20 protein-coding genes, 1 tRNA gene and 1 pseudogene are annotated in these 21,118 nt (G+C 51.6%); 7 read left to right on the top strand and 15 right to left on the bottom strand.

Annotation, left to right across the window (positions count from 1 at the left end; genetic code table 11):
* A pseudogene (locus tag B3K89_RS00385) lies at window positions 1-1,190 on the bottom strand (bifunctional metallophosphatase/5'-nucleotidase); the annotation flags it as partial.
* Window positions 1,191-1,380: 190 nt separating this feature from the next.
* Entirely contained in the window at window positions 1,381-1,551 is a 171-nt protein-coding gene (locus tag B3K89_RS00380; RefSeq protein ID WP_244771351.1) for a hypothetical protein, read from the bottom strand.
* A gap of 130 nt (window positions 1,552-1,681) precedes the next feature.
* Between B3K89_RS00380 and yidD the strand changes: the two genes are divergently transcribed.
* Window positions 1,682-1,966: a membrane protein insertion efficiency factor YidD gene (yidD, locus tag B3K89_RS00375; protein WP_293890814.1), complete on the top strand. Its 285-nt coding sequence runs from the start codon at window positions 1,682-1,684 to the stop codon at window positions 1,964-1,966.
* Here the strand turns inward: yidD and udk are convergent, their stop codons facing one another.
* The 11 genes from udk to B3K89_RS00320 form a co-directional block, all read right to left on the bottom strand.
* The gene (gene udk / locus B3K89_RS00370; protein ID WP_293890811.1) at window positions 1,967-2,578 is read right to left on the bottom strand and encodes a uridine kinase; all 612 of its coding nucleotides are present in this window, start codon (window positions 2,576-2,578) and stop codon (window positions 1,967-1,969) included. It abuts the gene before it with no gap.
* A gap of 41 nt (window positions 2,579-2,619) precedes the next feature.
* The gene (locus B3K89_RS00365; RefSeq protein WP_293890808.1) at window positions 2,620-3,651 is read right to left on the bottom strand and encodes an aldose epimerase family protein; all 1,032 of its coding nucleotides are present in this window, start codon (window positions 3,649-3,651) and stop codon (window positions 2,620-2,622) included.
* An 86-nt stretch (window positions 3,652-3,737) separates the two neighbouring features.
* Window positions 3,738-5,555: a translation elongation factor 4 gene (lepA, locus tag B3K89_RS00360; RefSeq protein ID WP_293890805.1), complete on the bottom strand. Its 1,818-nt coding sequence runs from the start codon at window positions 5,553-5,555 to the stop codon at window positions 3,738-3,740.
* Between the two features lie 8 nt (window positions 5,556-5,563).
* Window positions 5,564-7,531, bottom strand: coding sequence for an ATP-dependent zinc metalloprotease FtsH (gene ftsH / locus B3K89_RS00355; RefSeq protein ID WP_293890802.1), 1,968 nt, complete (start codon window positions 7,529-7,531; stop codon window positions 5,564-5,566).
* A complete protein-coding gene (gene tilS / locus B3K89_RS00350) occupies window positions 7,518-8,954 on the bottom strand; it encodes a tRNA lysidine(34) synthetase TilS (RefSeq protein ID WP_345906891.1) in 1,437 nt (478 codons plus the stop codon). Before tilS ends, ftsH begins: the two co-directional genes overlap by 14 nt.
* Complete coding sequence (gene pth, locus B3K89_RS00345) at window positions 8,917-9,477, bottom strand: aminoacyl-tRNA hydrolase (RefSeq protein WP_293890796.1); 561 nt, start codon at window positions 9,475-9,477, stop codon at window positions 8,917-8,919. Before pth ends, tilS begins: the two co-directional genes overlap by 38 nt.
* Window positions 9,474-10,109: a 50S ribosomal protein L25 gene (locus B3K89_RS00340; RefSeq protein WP_293890793.1), complete on the bottom strand. Its 636-nt coding sequence runs from the start codon at window positions 10,107-10,109 to the stop codon at window positions 9,474-9,476. The genes pth and B3K89_RS00340 overlap by 4 nt, the downstream gene beginning before the upstream one ends.
* A 159-nt stretch (window positions 10,110-10,268) precedes the next feature.
* Window positions 10,269-10,340, bottom strand: a tRNA-Gln gene (locus B3K89_RS00335).
* Between the two features lie 49 nt (window positions 10,341-10,389).
* Window positions 10,390-10,671 carry a septation regulator SpoVG gene (gene spoVG / locus B3K89_RS00330; protein ID WP_293890790.1) on the bottom strand — a complete coding sequence of 94 codons (282 nt, stop codon included), beginning with the start codon at window positions 10,669-10,671 and terminating at the stop codon, window positions 10,390-10,392.
* A gap of 42 nt (window positions 10,672-10,713) precedes the next feature.
* Window positions 10,714-11,595 (bottom strand): 4-(cytidine 5'-diphospho)-2-C-methyl-D-erythritol kinase, encoded by an 882-nt coding sequence (locus tag B3K89_RS00325; protein WP_293890787.1) that lies wholly within the window; start codon window positions 11,593-11,595, stop codon window positions 10,714-10,716.
* A 140-nt stretch (window positions 11,596-11,735) separates the two neighbouring features.
* Entirely contained in the window at window positions 11,736-12,467 is a 732-nt protein-coding gene (locus B3K89_RS00320; RefSeq protein WP_293890784.1) for a uracil-DNA glycosylase family protein, read from the bottom strand.
* Between the two features lie 52 nt (window positions 12,468-12,519).
* Here B3K89_RS00320 and B3K89_RS00315 point away from each other — a divergent pair, with 52 nt between their 5' ends.
* The 6 genes from B3K89_RS00315 to B3K89_RS00290 all read left to right on the top strand — a co-directional run bounded on the left by B3K89_RS00315 (window position 12,520) and on the right by B3K89_RS00290 (window position 19,635).
* A complete protein-coding gene (locus tag B3K89_RS00315) occupies window positions 12,520-13,281 on the top strand; it encodes an HAD family hydrolase (protein ID WP_293890781.1) in 762 nt (253 codons plus the stop codon).
* 153 nt (window positions 13,282-13,434) lie between these two features.
* The gene (locus B3K89_RS00310; RefSeq protein ID WP_293890778.1) at window positions 13,435-15,144 is read left to right on the top strand and encodes an AMP-binding protein; all 1,710 of its coding nucleotides are present in this window, start codon (window positions 13,435-13,437) and stop codon (window positions 15,142-15,144) included.
* 24 nt (window positions 15,145-15,168) lie between these two features.
* Window positions 15,169-16,458 (top strand): amidohydrolase, encoded by a 1,290-nt coding sequence (locus tag B3K89_RS00305; protein ID WP_320349407.1) that lies wholly within the window; start codon window positions 15,169-15,171, stop codon window positions 16,456-16,458.
* An 11-nt stretch (window positions 16,459-16,469) separates the two neighbouring features.
* Window positions 16,470-17,507 (top strand): S-methyl-5-thioribose-1-phosphate isomerase, encoded by a 1,038-nt coding sequence (gene mtnA / locus B3K89_RS00300; protein ID WP_293890772.1) that lies wholly within the window; start codon window positions 16,470-16,472, stop codon window positions 17,505-17,507.
* Window positions 17,508-17,755: 248 nt separating this feature from the next.
* Window positions 17,756-19,117, top strand: a complete 1,362-nt coding sequence (gene gdhA / locus B3K89_RS00295; RefSeq protein ID WP_293890769.1) for an NADP-specific glutamate dehydrogenase — start codon at window positions 17,756-17,758, stop codon at window positions 19,115-19,117.
* A gap of 137 nt (window positions 19,118-19,254) precedes the next feature.
* Complete coding sequence (locus B3K89_RS00290; RefSeq protein ID WP_293890766.1) at window positions 19,255-19,635, top strand: desulfoferrodoxin family protein; 381 nt, start codon at window positions 19,255-19,257, stop codon at window positions 19,633-19,635.
* Here B3K89_RS00290 and B3K89_RS00285 read toward each other — a convergent pair.
* Both B3K89_RS00285 and B3K89_RS00280 read right to left on the bottom strand, forming a co-directional pair.
* A complete protein-coding gene (locus B3K89_RS00285; protein ID WP_293890763.1) occupies window positions 19,632-20,345 on the bottom strand; it encodes an ABC transporter ATP-binding protein in 714 nt (237 codons plus the stop codon). The two genes, B3K89_RS00290 and B3K89_RS00285, sit on opposite strands and share 4 nt — an antisense overlap.
* Entirely contained in the window at window positions 20,327-21,115 is a 789-nt protein-coding gene (locus B3K89_RS00280; protein WP_293890760.1) for an ABC transporter permease, read from the bottom strand. The genes B3K89_RS00285 and B3K89_RS00280 overlap by 19 nt, the downstream gene beginning before the upstream one ends.
* Between the last annotated feature and the right edge of the window lie 3 nt (window positions 21,116-21,118).

Here is a 21,118-nt window from a genome sequence, read left to right as displayed (position 1 = left end):
GGAGCGGGAGCGGGAGCGGGTGCCGGCGCAGGTACTTCAGCCTTCACAACCGGGGTCGCACCAATCTTCGCCACAATGGCCGGATCCTCGGGCACGGTCACCATCAGCGTGTATCCCATCGCTCTGGCAATCGGCTCGTAGGCCTTGGCTATCGCACTCTTGGAAGGCTCGAGAACGTCGGCTGCAGGAAGGAGCATCGGATAGACGGCCTTCACCTCGCCATTCGCAACGCTCAGCTGCACAGCACCAACGCTCTTCAGCTGCTCGTCGGCCCTGACTATCAGGGTGCCGTTCACCGTCTTCGCCATCGCAGACCCGTTGCCGTCAACAATCAAGTCGATGCCGTCGATGTTCTGCGCCACCATCTCGCTGGTGATCGGGCCCTTGTCGCCCAGATCGCTCAGGACTACCAGGTAGTCTGCATATCCCTTGGCAAGGTCGACCGCATACTGGGCATTGTCCAGGACGACGTCGCTGGTGAAGCTCACGCCCTGGATCGGCTTCGGGGCCACCAGGCCGACCACCCCAACCTTGAATCCGTTGAAGTCGTAGATCTGGTAGGGCTGGGCAACCAGGTATCCGTTCGCGTCGAGGGCGTTCACGCTCAGCGGGAGGGCCTTCTTCGTCCCGGCTATGCCGGTGGCCAGCTGGATCGCCTGCGGGGTGTAGGCATCGTAGCCGAGCTCGTCGACGACTTCGGCCGCCAGCATCGCTGCCTCGGCGGGTATCTCACCAACGTTGCCGCTGTTCAGAAGCAGCCAGTTGTCGGTGATCGCACGCCCGGCCTTCAGGGCGGTCGAGAACTTCGCAAGTCCCAGTCCGCCGTTCTCGGCATAGATGTTGCCGTTCAGGTCGTTCGTATGCACGATGAACAGATCGAATACCTTCGCTCCGTCATCATTCTTTACAATTTCCTTCACTCCGAAGGGCAGCTCCATCTCAACAGGGGCCGGGGCTACCGGTGCAGGAGCCGGTGCAGGAGCCGGTGCAGGAGCCGGAGCAGGGGCCGGTACGGGGACCGGGGCGGGCTCGGGGACGGGTGCTGCAGGAGCGACTGGCTCGGGAGCAGGTTCTACAACAGGAGCTGGCGGAATTGGCTCAACCTTGGCGGTGCTCTTACAACCTACAAGGGAAAAAGCCAACAAAGCTACCAGCATTGCTGTCATAATTGTTCTTGAAAGACGTTTCACGTGTTTCCTCCTCATGACGTTCTCATGTGTCGTTGTATACGTACTCAACAACACTATAACACACACTGCTAGAATCGGATACATCAAAAATACGCGAAAAATGCTGATTTAGACCGTTATTTACTGAAAAAAGAAGCCTGTGATTGTTATATTCACAGGCTTATGGTTATAATTTCAGATACGAAAATCCTTACATCAAGTCTTTCGGCTTGCGAGCGGTATTCCCAGATTTCTCGCAATAAGCCACGTGGCGAAGTTTTCCATTCTCGAAAACCGCCTTCATCTTGATCGGGCCGCCCCAGCGGCTCATCATAACCTTTGCCCCTTCACGGCGAGCATTCTTAGATACGTTACCAGCCATATACCTATCCCTCCATACAATTTGCTCAATTCTTGCTTACTATAGCGATTCTCACTTGTCAAGTCAAATCCCTACTTTTTCATTTTACCTGCTTGTTGCAACTTTGACAATCCAAACATAGAATGTTCCTATGAAAAAACCAGCAAAGTTGCTTAGAAACATATTTCTTATCCCGGTATACCTCTACAAAGGATTGCTCTCCCCGTTTTTTGGAGGCGGTTGTCTGTACCATCCAACCTGCTCCACGTATATGGTCGACTCCGTACTCAAGCATGGCATCGCAAAAGGCTTCATCATGGGCTTCGCCCGAATCCTGCGCTGCAGCCGGTGGTACTATGGAGGTGACGACCAGGTCCCTGAAACCTGGTCCTGGAAAGCCATACGGGATGGGTTCACCCTTTTCAGGAAACGATGATCAGCGGGAGAGTTCCTTGACGAAGGGTATCAGCACCGATAAGGCATTTTCGTTGTAGCCGCCTTCGGGAATAATGATATCAGCGAACACTTTCGTAGGTTCAATGAAGTTGAAATGCCCTGGCCTGACCACCTCGAGATACTGGTTGCAGACACTTTCAACCGTTCTCCCACGCTCGGCGATATCCCGTTTGAGACGACGGATAAACCGAATATCGTCAGGAGTATCCACATACAACTTCAAATCGAGCAGATCCCGTATCTGCTTGTCATACAAAACCATCAACCCCTCAATAATCACCAAAGGTTTAGGCTGGACGCTCACCGTTTCATCCCTGCGGCGATGATGCACGAAATCGTACAGGGGCATCTCAATACTCCTGCCTTCTTTCAACGCATTCAAGTGTTCATACAGCAGCTCAATGTCGAATGCATCAGGATGGTCGAAATTGAATGCAGTAATATTCTCATTGCTGATGTACGAAGCAGACCGATAGTAATTGTCCTGAGGAATAAACACGAAATCAGAACAGACTTCTCCGATTTTTCTTACAATAGTGGATTTACCGGAGCCGGAGCCTCCGGTGATCCCAATGATCTTAACCTCTTTCATCATGCACTCCACTGCCCGGCAGCCATACCCGGACACAATCGCTATTTACTTCCAAAACTAAAAACCGTTGTGTGCTTGAAACTTCGTTCCTTATTGAAAATGCAGGAGGGAAACTCAGGATGGTTTGGGCTGTCAGGATAATACTGGGTCTCAAAACACATGCCTGCATGCTTTGGATAGGCTACGTTCCCCTTGCCAATCTCAGCGGCCTTAAGGTAGTTGCCCGTATACAGCTGCACAGCCGGCATCGTCGTGCTGATCTTCATGGTACGGCCGCTGTTGGGTTCATAAATCGACGCAAATTCAACCAATTTTTCAGAACTGCGGGAGAGAATGAAACAATGGTCATACCCTCCGACTTTCTCGATATCACGACCGATCGTTTTCTTCTTGGTGAAATCAAATGCAGTACCGCGAACATCAATGATCCTACCCGTAGGAATGGATGCTGAATCAACTTCCAGGTATCGGTCGCAGTCAAGCTGGAGCTCGTGACCAAGTATGGTGCCGCTTGCAGCTCCGCCCAAATTGAAATACGAATGATTGGTCAGATTGATGGGAGTCGGTCCTGTTGCCGTTGCTTCATAATCCATGCGCAGATTGCCGTCTCTTGTCAGTACATACGAAACCGTGCAGTTCACTGCATGGGGAAATCCGCCATCACCGTCGGGACTGAAAAGGCTCAACACCACCCCCGGGTCACCATTCCAATCAAACGTTTCCACATGCCAGTTGCGCCAGCCCCAGTTGCTTTTACCGCTGTGAAGGTTGTTGTTTCCCTCATTCTTCTCAAGCATGCAGGTCTTGCCGTCAAGCGTGAATCGGGCATTCGCGATTCTGTTGGCAAATCGCCCAACCACCTGCCCGAAATAGGTGGTGGAAGCAAGATTATCCAGCGGGTTGTCAAACCCCAGCACGATATCGCGGATTTCACCGTTGCGGTCAGGAGTCTTCAGGGTCTTGAGAATGGCTCCAAGACTGAGAATCTCTGCAGTGAAATCTCCCTGGGTGAGCGTAATGGAAAAAATATCGTCACCTTCAGCAGTAGTGGCAACCGAGCGTTTGGTCAACATAAGACACCCCTTGTTCATAGTTCTTCTATGAAAGTATACACCCCCTCTCATCGAGGGGGCAATAAAGAATACAGCGGAGAACAGTGTTACTTTGCGTCGTCGTCGCTCTTGAGAACGGCCAGGAAGGCGCTCTGCGGGATTTCAACGTTTCCAACCATTTTCATGCGCTTCTTGCCCTCTTTCTGTTTCTCAAGCAACTTACGCTTCCTGCTGATATCACCACCATAACACTTGGCGGTAACGTCCTTGCGGAAGGCGGAGATTGTCTCACGGCTGACAATGGTGCCTCCGATGGCTGCTTGGATGGCGATCTTGTACTGCTGGCGGGGGATTTCACCTCTGAGCCTTTCACAAACTTGACGGCCGCGTGTTTGGCTGTTTCCACGGAAAACCAACTGGCTCAAGGCGTCCACGGGTTCCCCGTTGACCAGAATATCCAGACGGACCAGATCCGTGCGCTTGTAGCCGATGACCTGATAATCGAAGGAAGCATACCCGCGGCTGATCGACTTGAGACGGTCATAGAACTCAAACAACACTTCCGCCAGGGGCATTTCATAAATCAGCTCAACACGCTTCTCATCCAGATAGTTCATCCCGGTCTGCGTCCCGCGCTTCTCCATGCACAAATTGATGATCGGCCCCACATACTGTGTCGGAGTAATCACATTGGCCTGAATATAGGGTTCTTCAGCGTATTCAACCCGCATCGGGTCGGGATATTCCAAGGGATTGTCAATATTGACGGTCTCACCGTTCTTCAGGTGGACGATGTACTTTACCGAAGGGCTGGTGAACACGATGGACAGGTCGAACTCCCGTTCAATCCTCTCCTGAACGACTTCCAGATGAAGCATGCCCAGAAAGCCGCAGCGGAATCCGAAACCCAGGGCAGCAGAACTGTCCTTCTCATACACGAGGGAGGCGTCGTTGAGCTTCAACTTCTCGATGGCGCTGACCAGCTCCTCATAATCATTTGTATCCACCGGATAGATCGAACTGAAGACAACCGGCTTGACGTCCTTGAATCCGGGAAGCGGCTTCTTTGCCGGATGACTGGTGGTGGTTATGGTATCGCCGACCCGTACATCGCTGATGGTTTTCACACCGGTGATCACATACCCTACATCACCGGCATGCAACTCGCCGGTCTTGATGAGCTCAAGCTGGAAAATTCCGGCCTCCTCAACCTTGTAGACACCGCCGGAGTGCATGAACTGGATTTCGGTACCGACCTTCACGACACCATCGAAAACACGGCAATGAACAATGACACCTCGATAGGCATCGTAGTGCGAGTCAAAAATGAGAGCCTGCAACGGCAATGCATCATTGCCTTCAGGATGCTTGATCTGCTTGACGATGGCCTCGAGCAACGCATCCACGCCAAAACCGGTCTTGGCACTTACCTGGACTGCCAAGGAGCTGTCAAGCCCGAGATCGTGGTCAATCTGGTGCAGGCAAGCCTCAATGTCTGCAGATGCCAGATCAACCTTGTTGATGACCGGGATGATCGTCAAATCATGCTCCATGGCCATATACAAATTGGCCAAGGTCTGGGCCTCGACTCCTTGGGATGCATCGATGAGAAGCAACGCACCTTCACAGGAACTGATAGCCCTCGATACCTCATAGGAAAAATCGACGTGACCCGGGGTGTCGACCAAATTCAGTGAGTAGGTTTTTCCATCTTTTGCAGTATAAGGAATCATCACAGCCTGGCTCTTGATGGTAATGCCGCGTTCCCGCTCGATATCCATATTGTCAAGAATCTGGGCTTGGACGGGGCCTCGCGAAGAGTTGAGGTGAGCCATCTCAATGAAACGATCGGCAAGAGTCGACTTGCCATGATCGATATGCGCAATAATGCAAAAGTTTCGGGTCAGTCTGGAATCAGCACTCATACTCGTCCTTATTCGTTCGGTTGTTCGACTGGATCTTGTCCGGTCTCTTCAGAAGCAGTGGGTGCAATCTGGTCGAAGCCCAGAAGCACGCGAATCTGAGCATCGTCCAAGGTCTCTTTCTCCACCAATTCCTTGGTGAGAATTTCAAGCTTGTCCCGGTTTGTCGAGAGCAACGTCCTTGTCTCATTCATGGCATCATCGAGAATCACATGAATCTCTTGGTCAATTCGTTTTGCCGTCTCTTCACTGTAATCCTTGTGCTGGGTTATCTCGCGTCCAAGAAACAAGGGTTCCGATTCATCAGCCAGATTGACGAATCCCAAGCCGCTCATCCCCCATTCGGTAACCATGCGTCGAGCCAGGTCGGTTGCCTGTTTGATATCGTTGCTGGTTCCCGTGGTGGTTTCTCCATAGACCAGCTCTTCGGCTACATACCCGCCCATGCATACCTTGACCCAGTCGCTGAGCATCGACTTGGTCTTGGTATAGGGATCACGCTCCGGCAGACTCACCGTGAGGCCGAGCGCCCTGCCATGGGGAATGATTGTCACTTTATGCAAAGGGTCGAGATGTTTCAAATAGTAGTGGAGAAGGGCATGGCCGGCCTCGTGGTAGGCAGTTGCAAGCTTCTCCTGCTCATTCATCGCACGGCTCTTGCGTGCCACACCAAGCAGAATCTTGTCCCTGGCCTCTTCCATATCTTCCATATTGACCGTGGATTTGTCCTTGCGTGCTGCAAACAGGGCGGCTTCATTGACCAGATTGGCCAGGTCCGCACCACTGGTGCCTGCACTCCCACGGGCGAGCCGCTTCAAATCCACATCCTTTTCCAATTTAATCTTGCGGCAGTGTATCTTCAAGATCTCTTCACGTTCCTTGATATCGGGAAGATCCACCACAACCTGCCTGTCGAAACGACCGGGCCTGAGCAATGCAGGATCAAGTACATCTGGACGGTTTGTAGCCGCCATCACGATGACTCCTGCGGTGGTGGAAAAGCCATCCATCTCGACGAGAATCTGGTTCAGCGTCTGTTCCCGCTCATCGTTCCCACCGCCGAGACCGCCGCCGCGGGTTCGCCCGACGGCATCCAATTCATCGATGAACAGAATGCAGGGAGCGTGCTTGCGGGCTTGCTCGAACAAGTCGCGGACTCGGGCTGCGCCCATGCCGACAAACATTTCCACAAAATCGGAACCGCTGGTATGGAAGAAGGATACCCCGCTCTCCCCGGCAACAGCTTTCGCCAGCAAGGTCTTGCCGGTTCCCGGAGGACCCACCAACAGAACTCCGCGGGGTATCTTTGCCCCGACTTTGGTGAAGTGGTCAGGATGCTTGAGAAAGGCAACGACCTCTTCAAGTTCATATTTCGCCTCAACCTGCCCGGCAACATCCTTGAATGTAATTTTCGTATCGGTTTCCATGTACTCCTTGGCTCTGCTCTTGCCCAAGGTGGACATCATCTTGCCATTCAACCCGCTGGACTGACGATACAACATAATGGTAAAGCCGATGAAAATGATCCAAGGCAGAAGCTGCAAAACAATCTGCAAAAACGAGATCTCCTGCACGCTGCCGGTCACCGAGACTCCCTTCGCCTTCAAGGAGGGCAGCAGACTCTCATCAAAATACGGGATTCGCGTCTGGGCAGAAAGGCCGTTCTTCAGGACAAAACGAATCAAGGACTGTTCCTTGATCTCGACCTGCATGACCTGGTTTGCATCCACATATCCTATAAATGTCGTATAGGGAACCACTTGGTCTTTTACACCAGCGGCTGAATCAAAAAACATATAGACAAACATTATCGCCAAGGTGATGAACACAATCAGTGCGAAACGGTTTTTAGGATTGTTTGAAGGCCTGAGCGATGGTTTCTTGTTATCCTTTCCCGGACCTTGCCAATACTGGTTGGAATCTTGGTTCCCAGACTTCTTTTCCGAATCGTTTTCTTGGCTGTCTTTACTCAATTTCACTGCAATGCTTCCTTATGTTACTACTATATATATTTGTCAATCTTCGGGCAAGGGGAGCTTTAAAACGCTTGGCAAGCCGGTCCCGACCTCCATGGAGCCGGGCAAAAACGGCGACAAGGCCATTGCGGTCGACAAGCACCGGGACCGATGGATGCAGGTGTTTCGGTATCTTATAGGAAGAGAGCAGTTTCGTCACCTTCACCGTTCCCCCCTCCAAGGCAATTTCATCACAAGGTTGGACCGACCGAAGCACAGCACCTTGCAGCATCGCCTCATCGAGGGCGAGCAACGTCGGGTCGGCTGGATTTTCCTCGTAGATCTGAATGGAGAAAAGCACATTGTTTCCAAGGTCCAATGTCTGCACCTCACCAGGATTTGCAAGGGCAAGGCAAAACTGCCAATCGGATTCTCTGACCACATAATAGGAGCATACATCCTGATCCACTTGCAAGCGGTGGGCTCCGGATTCCAAGATCCATCCATCGTCATCACGACGCATTTCCAACGCACTCCTCAAGCGCTGGATGAATGAGTTTTTGATGCGGTTGCCTTCATCATGGTATGAAACGATGCGAAAGAGCACCAAATCCCGCAAAGCCGGAGAGAGGGAGTTGAACCATGAGCGGGAAAAGACAATACGGTCGGGAGAAAAAGACACTGCCTTGAGGCAGTTCTCCGTAAGCACTTCCAACAAGTGCCCTACTTCGCCAAAACGCTTGGTCATCAAGGCGACAGCCTCATATGCACCGCCGAACACGGAGAGTATCGGAGGGGTTATTGTATGGCGGATGATGTTTCTCAGGTAAGCATCCTCACCGTTGCTGGAGTCTTCCGACCAGACCATGTTGTGCTGTTTCACAGAGTTGGTAAGTTCTTCGTGAGTGCACGCCAGAACCGGCCTGACGAGGGTAATGTTGCACTCATCAACTGTACGCAGGACACGCACCCCTTCCAATGCCGCTATGCTGGACCCTTGGAAAAGCCTCATCAACAGGGTTTCCAGCCGGTCATCAGCATTATGGGCGGTGGCAAGGTAGGAACAACCGGCTTGCGAGCACTCGCTGTACAAGGCTTCGTATCGAAGGTGCCTTGCCGCCTCTTCAATGCCGCCTTTCCTGCTTGCAGCAGACTGCTCGACCCTGCCTTTGCCCAGATCGAGCACATGCAAAGGCACTCCCAACTTTTGGCAATTTTCCCTGTTCAGGGCAATCTCGGCTTCGAGCTCAGAGTCCGGCCGCAAATGATGTTGCACATACATCACATGCAAAAAATGCGGTTCATAAAGCTGTGCAAGAGCCAGAAGAAGAGCGAGGGAGTCGCTTCCTCCGGAAAATGCCACCCCGATGCGCTCATGCCTATCGATGTGGTGCTCAGCAAGAAAAGAATCAACCTTTTCCAACACGGCTGCGTCGATTGTAAGCAACCATCACCTCCTGCAACGCCCTTCCCTCCACCAGCTCGATCAAGGCTTGTGAAGCCAGGCGTATTCCATTCACTATCTTCTCATCATCAATGCGGCCAAGAACATGCTCAATTACCGACACACCCTCTTCGGGTCGACCTATCCCCACATAAATCCGAATGAAATCACTGTTTCCCAGATGGTCAATCAAGCTCTTGAGGCCATTATGGCCTGCAGACGAGCCTCCCTTGCGTATGCGAATCATTCCAGCAGGCAGATCCAACTGGTCACAGATTACAATCATATCGGAAGCATCCGTCCCGGGAAAGTGTTTGAGAACCTTTCCGCTTGCATTCATGTAGGTAAGCGGCTGAACCAGAAGGACATCATCCCCCACTTTGGCTTGACGATAGAGACGAAAACAGCGTTTCTTCAGAGTTACCTGAAAAAACGCTGCACACATATCCACTACTTCAAAGCCGACGTTGTGTCGGGAGTGCTCATACTTGGTCCCGGGATTGCCCAGTCCAAGAATCAACCTCATTTCTTCGCCTTTGCATCCTTTTCTGCTTCAACAGGAGCAGCGGCTTCAGCGACTTCCTCGGCAGGAGCAGCAACCTCGGCCTTGACACCCTTGACGGAAGCAACCGTTTTGGAAAGATCATCAAGCACTTTCACGTTGGGGGGAATCACCACATCCTTGAGGTGGAGACTCTGGTTGATTTTCAAGGCGGACACATCAGCCTCGAGAGAAGCAGGAAGATCCTTGGGCAGACATTCAATTTCAACTTCATGCATGACCTGGTCAAGGACGCCGCCCTCTTTGGTTCCAACAGGATTGCCCTTCAGCACGATGGAGACCAGTGTGCGAAGAACCTGGCCGCGGGTAACCTCAAAGAAGTCCACGTGCTTGATCTCACCGATCATCAGGTTCTCCTGATAGTCCTTCATAAGGCACTCATATGTCTTTTCCCCTACTGAAATCTTCAGCAGAGCGGTTTCAGAGAAATGGCGCATCTTATTGGTGAATTCACGGGAATCCAGAATAATGTGCACGGGAGCATTCTTTCCATAAATTACTGCCGGAATGCGTTTTGCTCGAAGCAAACGACGGGCGCCGGCACTCCCGAAATCTTCGGTTCTCAATTCCGCCTTCAAACTCTTGTTGTCAGCCATACAAACTCCTTGTACTCTCATTGGCACATGCATCGATGTCCAATTACCATAGCATTTTGGATATTCAGAATACCACTAAGAAGCGAGTATAGAGCGTTTAGCCCTACAAGGGCAAGCCCTTCACAAAAAAACAGGCAACCCATATCCTGGATTGCCCTACTGGGAAGGAGGGATTCGAACCCCCGATGCCGGCACCAAAAACCAGAGCCTTAACCGCTTGGCGACTTCCCAACAACGGATACGACAGTATACGAAAATACTGGGTTTGTCCAGCGGTTTATTACAGCTCTTCTTCGCTTGTTGCTTCACCGGTGTCGGAAGCATATGCCTGCATGATTACTTTTTGGAGATGATCGCGGAAAGCACTGCTGATCGGATGTGCAACATCCTTGAATTCGCCATTGGCCAACTGCCTGCTCGGCATTGCAATGAAATCACCATCACGGCCTTCGATGACCTTGATGTTATGGACCACGAATTGGCTATCGAACGTAACGGTCACATAAGCCTTGAGTTTTCCTGTCTGATTGACTTTCCGTACACGTACTTCTGAAATATCCACAAAAACCTCCAAACAACTACCAGCAACTTCATCGAACTTTATTTAACTCATGAGGTGGGTAATCCAACACCTGACACGAGGGCCGAAAGCGGCGACAATGTCTTTATGTGCATCATGGACTTGAGAAGCATCCTCACTGACGAAAAACCAACAGGCTCCACTACCGCTCATGCTGGAAAACCCCTTATAGCCCTTGCAAACAGTCTCTAAAGTCTCGTAAAAAATACCATTGCCCGAGCACGACTGAAAGTCATTATACAATGAACCTCTCCAATTATGGGAAGGTTTTTTGTATATTCGCAACAATTCCTGTGTGCCGTACATAGGTACATTCTGCAAATTCCCTCTTTTTTCATCCAACATCCGATATGCCGATGACGTCGATATGTCAAAAAAAGTCGGCATTACCAATAAAGCAGGCATCGAACGGCTCTCCACAGGAGCAACGTTTTCCCCTTTTCCTGTTACCAGAGCCGCACGAGAGCCGGAAAGAAAGAAGGGAACATCGCTGCCGACCTGCAAAGCGACCTCTTTCAACAGCTGTTCAGAAACCGAGCGCCCGGGATCGATGGCCTGCAACAGAGTCAACAGCGCGGCTGCATCACTTGAACCGCCACCCAGCCCTGCTTTCACAGGAATCTGCTTGTCGCACCTGATGTCCAATTGCAAAGGATACCCCCCGGCTTCATGCCAGAGGCGGGCTGCCTTGGTCAGGGTATCCTCCGAACCACTACAAACCGCTTCCAACCCATGCACTTGGACAGCAAATGTTCTGGACTTTTTCCACACCAATGAGATGGTGTCGCTCAAGCCCACCAATGCAAACAGGGACTGGATGGGATGATACCCATCCGGGTAAGGAAGTCCGACGGCCAGATGCAGATTTATTTTGGCATAGGCAGGACGCGAACACGCGGTATCCATGAATAACAGAGTATCAAAGGGAAACCTGATTGTCTAGTAAGATTTTTGCATATGTAGTTTCTCTGAGCAAGTATTTTAAAACATTATCACTCTCAAAGTGAACAAATCACCAAGAATACAATACAAATCTTGGATTGTCTTCAGCTCCACACTCCCAATGAACGAAGTTGCTCCTCAACTTTTTCCTTCCACCCATGATTGGCCTGAGGGCTGGCAGGGCTTGGATGCAATATCGAGGAGATGACTACATCGCTTCTATTTTTCGCAACATGCGTGAATTTCTGCATTGCGTACTTGCCGATTCCAATCAGATAGGTGGGTTCGAGCAGGTCGATCATATCAAGCAAGTATCGATCGCAAATTGTCTCCAGGGCAAGACGCTCCCCTGTTACCAGCATATCGGGAGTGATGTTTTTTGCTGTAGGTTTCCTGTCCATGAAGACCAAAGGACAATAATTGATGACAGCCATCTCCTTTGAAAACGCTTCGGCACTGCAGTAATGCTCTGCAATGAGGCCCCAGAGACGTTTTCCGCTCACCTCGCTTCGCTTCGTCTGCAGTCCCAACACCGGTCTGGCGGGGTGCTCCACCAAGGGCTTGGCAATTTCAGCCTCAAGCTTGAGAAAGTGCTTCACCGCCTCAACCTCACCGAAGGGAACCCCGGTCTGCGTCATCCCCCAAGGGCCCGGGTTCATTCCCAACAGCAGTGTCCTGACCGGGCAACTGAGATAGGTTCGGATATACAGCTCATGCATCGCCCATGCATACGTCAAAGGATTGTATATATAGCAGTCACAGCTGAAGCGGAGTGTTTCCACCTGTTGTGCGAACGTTCTTGTGCGCTCGATGACCCTTTCTTGCAACGTTTGCATGCATTCCCCCCTAGGCAGACGTCAAGCGTGTACCGTATGATGATACCCAAACATGGCACAAATGAATGAGAAACTCAAGGGAATCATTTTTGACAAGGATGGCACACTCTTCGACTACGCCCAGGTATGGGAGGATGTACTGAAAGAAGGAATCGACAGCGCCTTTGTGTCCATGGGCAAGGCAGGCCATCAGAAAGCCAAGAAGGCGATGCTGCATCTCATGGGAATAGACGAACACGGGGACAGCCTTCCCAAAGGACTTTTGTTCACCCACCGCCCTTTTCATATTTTTCGCAGATTCCTCACGTACTGCATCCGTTACAGGGTGAACGCCATCAAGGCAATCCGTGCCTATCACCAAAGTGTACAAAACAGCGAGGCGATTTTGAGCCGAAAACTCAGCAAGATGGACTTCTCCATCCAGCAAACATTGTTTTCAAACCTCAAGAAACAAGGATACTCCATTGGAATCATCACCAATGACAACGCCTCCTCCACATCCCTCTTCCTCTCCTTGATGGGATTGAGCGAGTATGTCGATTTCGTCTCCTGCCGCGACAGCCACTACAAGAAAAAGCCCCACCCCCAAGCCTTCCAGGAGTTCTGCAAGCAGCAAGGCCTTGGTACAAACCAGGTGGCCATGGTCGGGGACACCATCACCGACATGTTGTTTGCCAAGCGTGCAAAGGCCGGCTATACCATTGCGCTCTTGAGTGGAAGCAATGACAAGAAGAGCCTCAGGCGCCTTTCCGATGTCGTATATCCGGATATTTCCGCCTTGCTCACGGACAAACGGTTGTTTCCCGCTCTCTAGTATTTTTTAACTATGTAATCAATCATAATTAGGTCAAGGAGTTATTCGTTTCTTGACAAATAGGGTATATTCTGTGAAAATCAAACCAACAACACCCCTATCGGGCGAATAGTATGTTTGTATCATGCGTTGAAACGTGGAGTACCCCTTATCATGAAACACTCTTGGGACGATTTAGACCAATATCGCGGGGTGCTGTTCCAAGGACAGTGGCCGACCATCATAGACTTATTGCTTATCACGGAACAAAAGTTCGGCAAGAGAAATGGTTTTACAGTTTTCCGACCCGACAGGGTAGTGCTTACCTACACCCAAATCCTCGACCAGGTGAAGCGGGTGGGGTCATACCTTGGGGAACAGGGAATCAAGAAAGGGGACCGCATTGTCGTCAATGGGAAAAACAGCCCGGCCTGGGCCATAGCGTATCTTGCAACCTTGTATGCAGGGGCTGTGGTGGTGCCGCTGGACAACCAATTGCACATCGACAGGGTTGAGAACCTCAGCAGTTTTGTGGATGCCTCATTTTTCTTCGGCGACCAGACCGTCATCGACGCCCTCGATCCCGAGAAGGCTTGGTTTCACAGCCTCAAGGGTTTGGCGACGCTGAGCGGAAAAAGCGATAAGCATCCTTCCATCGATGAGCTTGCTCCCATTTCGATTGGTGAGCGTGTACCTTCAGATGAACACGACCTTGCAGCGATCCTGTTTACCAGCGGTACCACAGGAAACGAAAAAGGTGCCATGCTCACCCATGCCAATATTGTCAGCGACCTCTATCAGGCGTGTGACGGCACCTTCCTCAGCCTCGACGAAAACGATATCCTGTATGCATTGCTGCCCCTCCACCACTCGTATTGCTGTACTGCCGTACTGCTTGAATCCATCAAGCATGGAGCCGAGTGTGTCTTCGGCCAAGAAATCGCCGTCAGCCGGATGATCAACGACCTCACCCAAGGCAAAGTCACCATATTCATGGGAATCCCCCTGCTCTACAACAAACTTTTGTCCGGCCTGCTCAAACAGGTGAAAAAGAAGGGTGTCTTTGTCTATGGGTTGATCCGCACCATGATGACCATCAACGGCTTTACCAAGAAGTACCTGCACTGGAACCTCTTTCGCAAGGCCTTCAACACAATGCTGCTTGAAAAGATCGGCCTTGATCACAACAACATCCTTATCTGCGGAGCGGGTCCCTTGAGCCCGAAAGTGTTCAAACAATACCAGCAGCTCGGCCTGGACTTCATTCAAGGCTACGGGCTTACCGAAACCAGTCCCATCCTCACGCTCAATCCCATCAGTCACTTCAAGGTGGATTCGGTGGGCATGGTATTCCCCATGGTGGATATGATAATTGCAGACCCGGACGAGAACGGGGTTGGGGAAATCAGGGTCAAAGGTCCGAATGTGACCCAAGGCTACTACAAGGATGCACAGCACACCGCCGAGCTCTTTGATGAGCAGGGATACTTGAGGACGGGTGATCTGGGGTATCTGGACAAAGAGAACTATCTCTATCTCAAAGGAAGGATGAAAAACATCATCGTCACCGAAGGGGGGAAAAATGTCTACCCAGAGGAGATCGAGGATCTTTTCCAGCTCTACACCCAAGTGGAGCAGATCCTGATCCGCGGCTATCAGGAGGACAAGGATGTTCCAGCTGAAATGATCGAGGCGGTGATCTATCCCAATGCAGAATATTACGAGGAGCACCCCGTTTCCATCAGAGAGGATCTGGACCGGGTCATCAAGGAAGTGAATCAACAGGTTTCCGGATACAAGAAAATCACCCGCCTGACCATCTTGGACAAGCCGATGGATATGACCAGTACGAAAAAGATCAAGCGCAACAAGGTGACTGCTTAGGCTGTTCATGGTACAATGCCATCCATGAAACTACTCATCAGCAACGCCCTGATTGTTCCCATGACGGAGCAGGGGCTTTCTTTTCACGGCGATATCGGCATTGACGGCAAGCACATAGCCTTTGTTGGAAGCAACGACCCTTCGTTCATACCCGATCGAATCATCGACGGCTCTTCCTATATCGCCATGCCGGCTTTGGTCAACGCCCATACCCATTTAAGCATGGGCTTGATGCGCAACTACAAGGACGATCTGCCCACCCTTCAGGCCTGGCTGGCAGAAATATTCCCCATCGAGAACAAGCTCTCTGAAAAGGACATCCTGCTCGCCTCCCGGCTGGGTTTGGTTGAGCTGATCCAAAGCGGAGTGACGACCTTCGCCGATATGTACTTCCATCCCCAAGCTACAGCCGAAGCAGTGCTGGAAGCAGGACTTCGTGCCAGCATCAGCATGACGTTGTTCGGGAGTCTTGAAGAAAACAAGCACAGCTTCTTTGAACGCGAGAAGCTGCTCGGGCCCTATGTCGACCGAAGTGAAGGCCGCATCCAGATCGATTGTGCACCGCATGCCATCTACACCTGTCCCAAGGAAACGTACCAATTCGCCCACAGCTGGGCCAAGGATCATCAGGCGGTGCTGCATACCCACCTCAGCGAAACGCAAATTGAGGTCCGGGAGTGTGTAAGAGAAACAGGGAAGACACCCTTGGAATACCTGCTGGATATCGGATCTTTACAGGACGTGAAAAGCTTGCTGGCCCACTGCGTACACCTCACGGACTCGGAAGTCGGACTGCTGCGCTCACTGGACTGCAGCATCGTGCACAATCCCAGCAGCAACTGCAAACTATCCAGCGGCATCGCTCCGGTCAGCACCTATGTACAGAGCGGCCTGAATGTGGCTCTCGGTACCGACGGAGCAAGCAGCAACAACAACCTGAACATGGTCGAAGAGATGCATATTGCAAGTCTTCTGGGCAAGGTATATACGCCGACCGGGCATAAGCTGCATCCCTACGATGTCCTGGACATGGCTACAAAAGCCGGGGCGAAAGCCTTGGGGCTGGATGGAAAAATCGGCCAACTGAAGGCTGGGATGGAAGCCGATATCATCCTTGTGGATGTACATAAGAGCCATCTCACCCCGCTCAACGACCCCTTCAGCGCCTTGGTCTATGCAACCCAGGCTTCTGATGTTGATACCGTGCTCTGCCAAGGCAGGGTTCTCATGCAAGGTCGGAACCTAATGACTTTGGACCATGACCAGGTAATCAGGGATGTGCAGGAAAGCTGGGCCGAGGTTCAGCAACGATAGGAGAAACAAGCATGGATGAATCGTTTGTTGCACTGCAATTCAAAGAAGAAAAGCTGGTTCTGTTGGACCAAAGAATCCTGCCTTCCAAGGTGGAATATGTAAGCTGTGCAACCTTCGAGGAGGTTGAGTTTGCAATTCGCGACATGGTTGTTCGAGGAGCTCCCGCCATTGGTGCAGCTGCTGCTTACGGGGTATACCTTGCACTCAAGCAGTGTCCGGAGGAAGCTGATTTTTATCAGGCCTGCAGGTTTCTCAGTCTTGCCCGACCAACAGCAGTGAATCTGCGTTGGGCGATCGACCGGATGCTCTCCGTCTATGAAGAGACAAAGCCGGAAGGTCGGCCGAACACCATCCAGAGACTCCTCTCTGAAGCAGACACCATCCGCGAAGAGGATATCCAAACCAATAAGACCATCAGCAGGATCGGCAACGCGATTGTCCCGGTCGGAGCGACCATCCTCACCCACTGCAATACCGGGGCCCTTGCAACCGCAGGCTGGGGGACCGCCCTGGGGGTAATCAAACAGGCTTTTTATGACAATAAAAACATATTTGTCTACGCAGATGAGACACGGCCGCGGTTCCAGGGAGCCAGGCTCACCGCTTGGGAGTTGATGGAAGCCAAGATTCCATCCAAGCTCATTGTCGACAGTGCCGCCGCGGTCCTCATCCGAGATGGAAAGATCGACTTGGTCATACTCGGGGGCGACCGTGTCGCAGCCAACGGGGATGTCGCAAACAAGTTGGGGACCTTCTCCCTCTCGGTCATCTGCAAAGCATACGGAGTACCTTTTTACAGCGTAGTACCCGTCTCCACCATCGACTTCTCCATCCCCGATGGATCGGCCATTCCCATCGAGGAGCGTGAAGCATCCGAGGTCACCCACGTACAGGGAGTGCAGGTGGCTCCTGTCGGCATGCAGGTCTACAACCCCGCTTTTGATGTCACGCCGCACCAAAATCTTACCGGCATCATCACAGAACGGGGAATCATCCATCCTCCGTTCAAGCAAAACATTGAACGACTCAGGCGTGGAGAGACCCTCTGACTTCTCGTTCATGCAAACTTTTTTGGAAAAATTTCCTTTTTGATAAATTGGTGGAATAGGTAATAGACGGGCTCTCGATTGAGCACTCCCGCAACAGGGGGCAACACCCCCTGTGTTTCTACGCATCCCGCAAAATTACTAATCATTTTTTCGTATTTCCGAAAGCCTTTACCAAGTTTGACAAATTCATTAGTATCGTATGCAGTTTTATGTATATTTATACATGCTTATGAGGAGTGATACACACCATGCACGACGCAACCCAAAAGATTCTTGACCATGTAATCATGCTCGATCCCCATCAAAAGGAATTCATCCAAGCGGTGACATCATTCCTTGCTTCCATCGATCCCTTGGTGGACGATCTCCCACAGGTTGTGTATCACAAAGTACTCGACCGTATCGTAGAACCTGAGCGTGTCATCATGTTCAGGGTGCCCTGGATCGATGATGATGGACAGTTGCAGATCAACCGAGGATACCGGGTGCAAATGAACAGCGCCATCGGCCCGTACAAGGGAGGCCTTCGTTTCCATCCATCGGTGAACCTCTCGATCCTCAAGTTCCTGGCTTTCGAGCAGACCTTCAAGAACAGTCTCACCGGTCTCTCCATGGGTGGCGGCAAGGGAGGCAGCGACTTCAATTCCAAGGGAAAGAGCGACAATGAGGTGATGCGTTTCTGCCAAAGCTTCATGACCGAGCTTGCACGACACATTGGAGAGGATACCGATATTCCCGCCGGAGACATTGGTGTAGGCGGCCGCGAAATCGGTTACATGTACGGCCAGTACCGGAGAATCACCAACCGTTCGGTCGGAGTGCTTACCGGAAAAGGGCCTTCGTACGGAGGTTCCTACATCCGCCCCGAGGCAACCGGGTATGGATTGGTCTATCTCTCAGCTGCGATTCTCGAATCGAAGGGAAAGAGCCTGGAAGGCAAGAGCTGCCTGGTGAGCGGCAGCGGCAACGTAGCGCAGTTCACTGTCGAGAAGCTTCTGCAGATGAAGGCCAAGGTGCTTACACTCAGCGACTCTTCCGGTGTTCTCGTCGATCCCAGCGGCATAGATGAGAAGAAGCTTGCCTACATCAAGACTCTCAAGAACGTACGACGTGGAAGAATTGCCGAATATGCCACCCAGTTCAAGGAAGCGACCTATATTCCGCACAATGGAAGCCAAAAGTGCAACCCGCTTTGGGACGTCAAGGCCGATTATGCATTCCCCTGCGCCACACAGAACGAAATCAACGCCCTGGATGCACAGAACCTCGTTGCCAATGGCATCCAGCTTGTGGGTGAAGGAGCCAACATGCCCACCACCCTGGAAGCAGATGCAATTTTCAAGGATGCAGGAATCCTCCATGCTCCCGGCAAGGCGGCAAATGCAGGCGGGGTCGCCGTCTCAGGTCTCGAGATGGCCCAGAACAGCCAGAAAATGCAGTGGACACCCCAGCATGTCGATCAACAGCTCCAGCAGATTATGAAAAACATTTTTGTCTCGATCAGCAATGCTGCAGAGAAATACAGTACCAAGGACAACTATGTCGATGGTGCAAATATTGCAGGCTTTATCAAAGTCAGTGAAGCGATGATTGCACAGGGTTACGTATAACCCCCTTGGAAATGGTGCAATGCAGGTCTTCGGACCTGCTTTTTTTGTACCAGGAGCAAGAGTGTCAACGGTACTTGGGAAATTCAACTGTACGGTATGAGTTTTTTCGGGTAGAATGAGAGACAAGGAGAATACCGATGAAAGAACATGAATTTTACATTTGCAAACATTGTGGAAACATTGTTGCCAAGGTGATCGACCGTGGGCCGAAAATCTCTTGCTGTGGAGAGGAGATGATTGTTCTCAAGGCAAATACCGTTGATGCTGCCAAGGAAAAGCACGTTCCTGTTGTAAAAATTGAAGGCAACAGGCTTGAAGTGAACGTGGGATCGGTGGACCATCCGATGACCAAGGAACACCACATCGCCTTCATCTATGTCCAGACCGAGAAGGGCGGCATGCGCAAAAGTCTTCCTGTCGATGGAAAGCCTCATGCAACCTTCGCCCTTGACGACGACAAGGCCGTTGCCGTGTATGAGTACTGCAATCTGCATGGATTGTGGAAGGTGGAACTCTAGAGGCTGACCAAAGCCTGCACCAATGAGGCTTCCACAGCCAACAATGTCTGATCACCGATATTCCTCGCTTTGCGGGGAATATGTATTTTTTGGTAGAGCAAGGGTTTTTTTGGATTGCCCAGACAGCAGACTGCATCTCCAAGCAGGATCGCCTCCTTGGGGTCATGGGTCACGAACAGCGTAGTTCTCGGGTTCTCCTCCCAAAGACGGATGAAAGCATTGAGCAGAGTGACCTTGAGTTTGATGTCCAAGCTCTGAAACGGTTCGTCCAGCAGCATCAACTTCGCAGGATGGGCGAAAGCGCGGGCAATTGCCACCCGTTGGCGCATGCCCCCCGAAAGCTGGGCTGGATACAGGCAGGCACTGTCCGACAAGCCAACCATCTCAAGATAGTGCAGCACGACCGCTTCCCGCTCCACTCTGCTGGACACAAAGGCTCGCAGGGCAAGTTCAACATTGCTGAAAACGGTGCTGGAGGGAAGCAGGCGCGGCTCCTGGAACAGGTAACTGATACTCCCCTCCTCCTGTGCTTCCTTGATGACCCTTCCGCCATCCACCTCGACCAAGCCGGCTGCAATCTGCAGCAAGGTCGTCTTCCCTTCGCCCGAGGGACCTACCACCGACAGAATCGTACATTTTTCAATCTCCAGATTGAACGAATCAAAAATGCAATTCTGAGCATATGATTTGCTTATGTTTTGGAATTGCATATCGCCCTCCCCCTATCGACGCGCTTCTTCAGCTTTCCCAGAGCCCAGACGGAGGCATCAAAGAGCAAATCAAATACAGCGGTCAGCAGGACTGCCAGCAAGGTCCAGGAAAGTACCTTATCAGTCTCCAATTGGACTTGGGCAAGCTGCATCCGCGCTCCCACCCCGAAGCGTGGAACGGTAAGCACTTCGGCTGCGATTACCACCTTCCAGACCATGGAAAGAGCTGAACGTGAACCGATGATAAAAAACGGCAGGAGGGACGGAATCGTGTAGTGAAAGAGCTTGTCCCTGCCCCGGATGTCATAGAGGCGACACATCTCATCCAAGCTCTTGTCCATCTGCCGAACGCCTCCCTCAATTTGCACGTACATGACAGGAAAGCCCATCAAGAAGGCGGAGAAGAGGGGTACCGTTCCACTGGTGAACCAAATGAAGGCCAGCAGGATGATGCTCATCACCGGAATTGCCTTGAGTACCGTAACAAAAGGCTTGAGGGCGACGGAAAACAGGGGAAACTTCCCACCAAGCAGACCGATCACCGTTGCACTGGCAACGATGATCACAAAACTCTGCAAGGCCCTGATGATGGTGGCAAACACGTTTGCAAAAAACGGCCCGCCCTGCACCAGCTCCATCAGGGCGGAAAAGACAGGTCCGAGCCCAGGAAGCAGAATCTGACTATCAAGCACAACCGAGCCAAGCTGCCATACCAAAAGCAGCAAAGCCGATGAGAGAAAGAGAATCAGACCACGCTTGACCGAATGCATCGA

Origin of the sequence: Sphaerochaeta sp. UBA5849, from assembly GCA_002432715.1 — a bacterium.
In the GTDB taxonomy this organism is placed as follows: Bacteria; Spirochaetota; Spirochaetia; order Sphaerochaetales; family Sphaerochaetaceae; genus Sphaerochaeta.
Note: the sequence above shows the minus strand (reverse complement) of the source record. Positions and strands in the feature narration are given on the sequence as shown.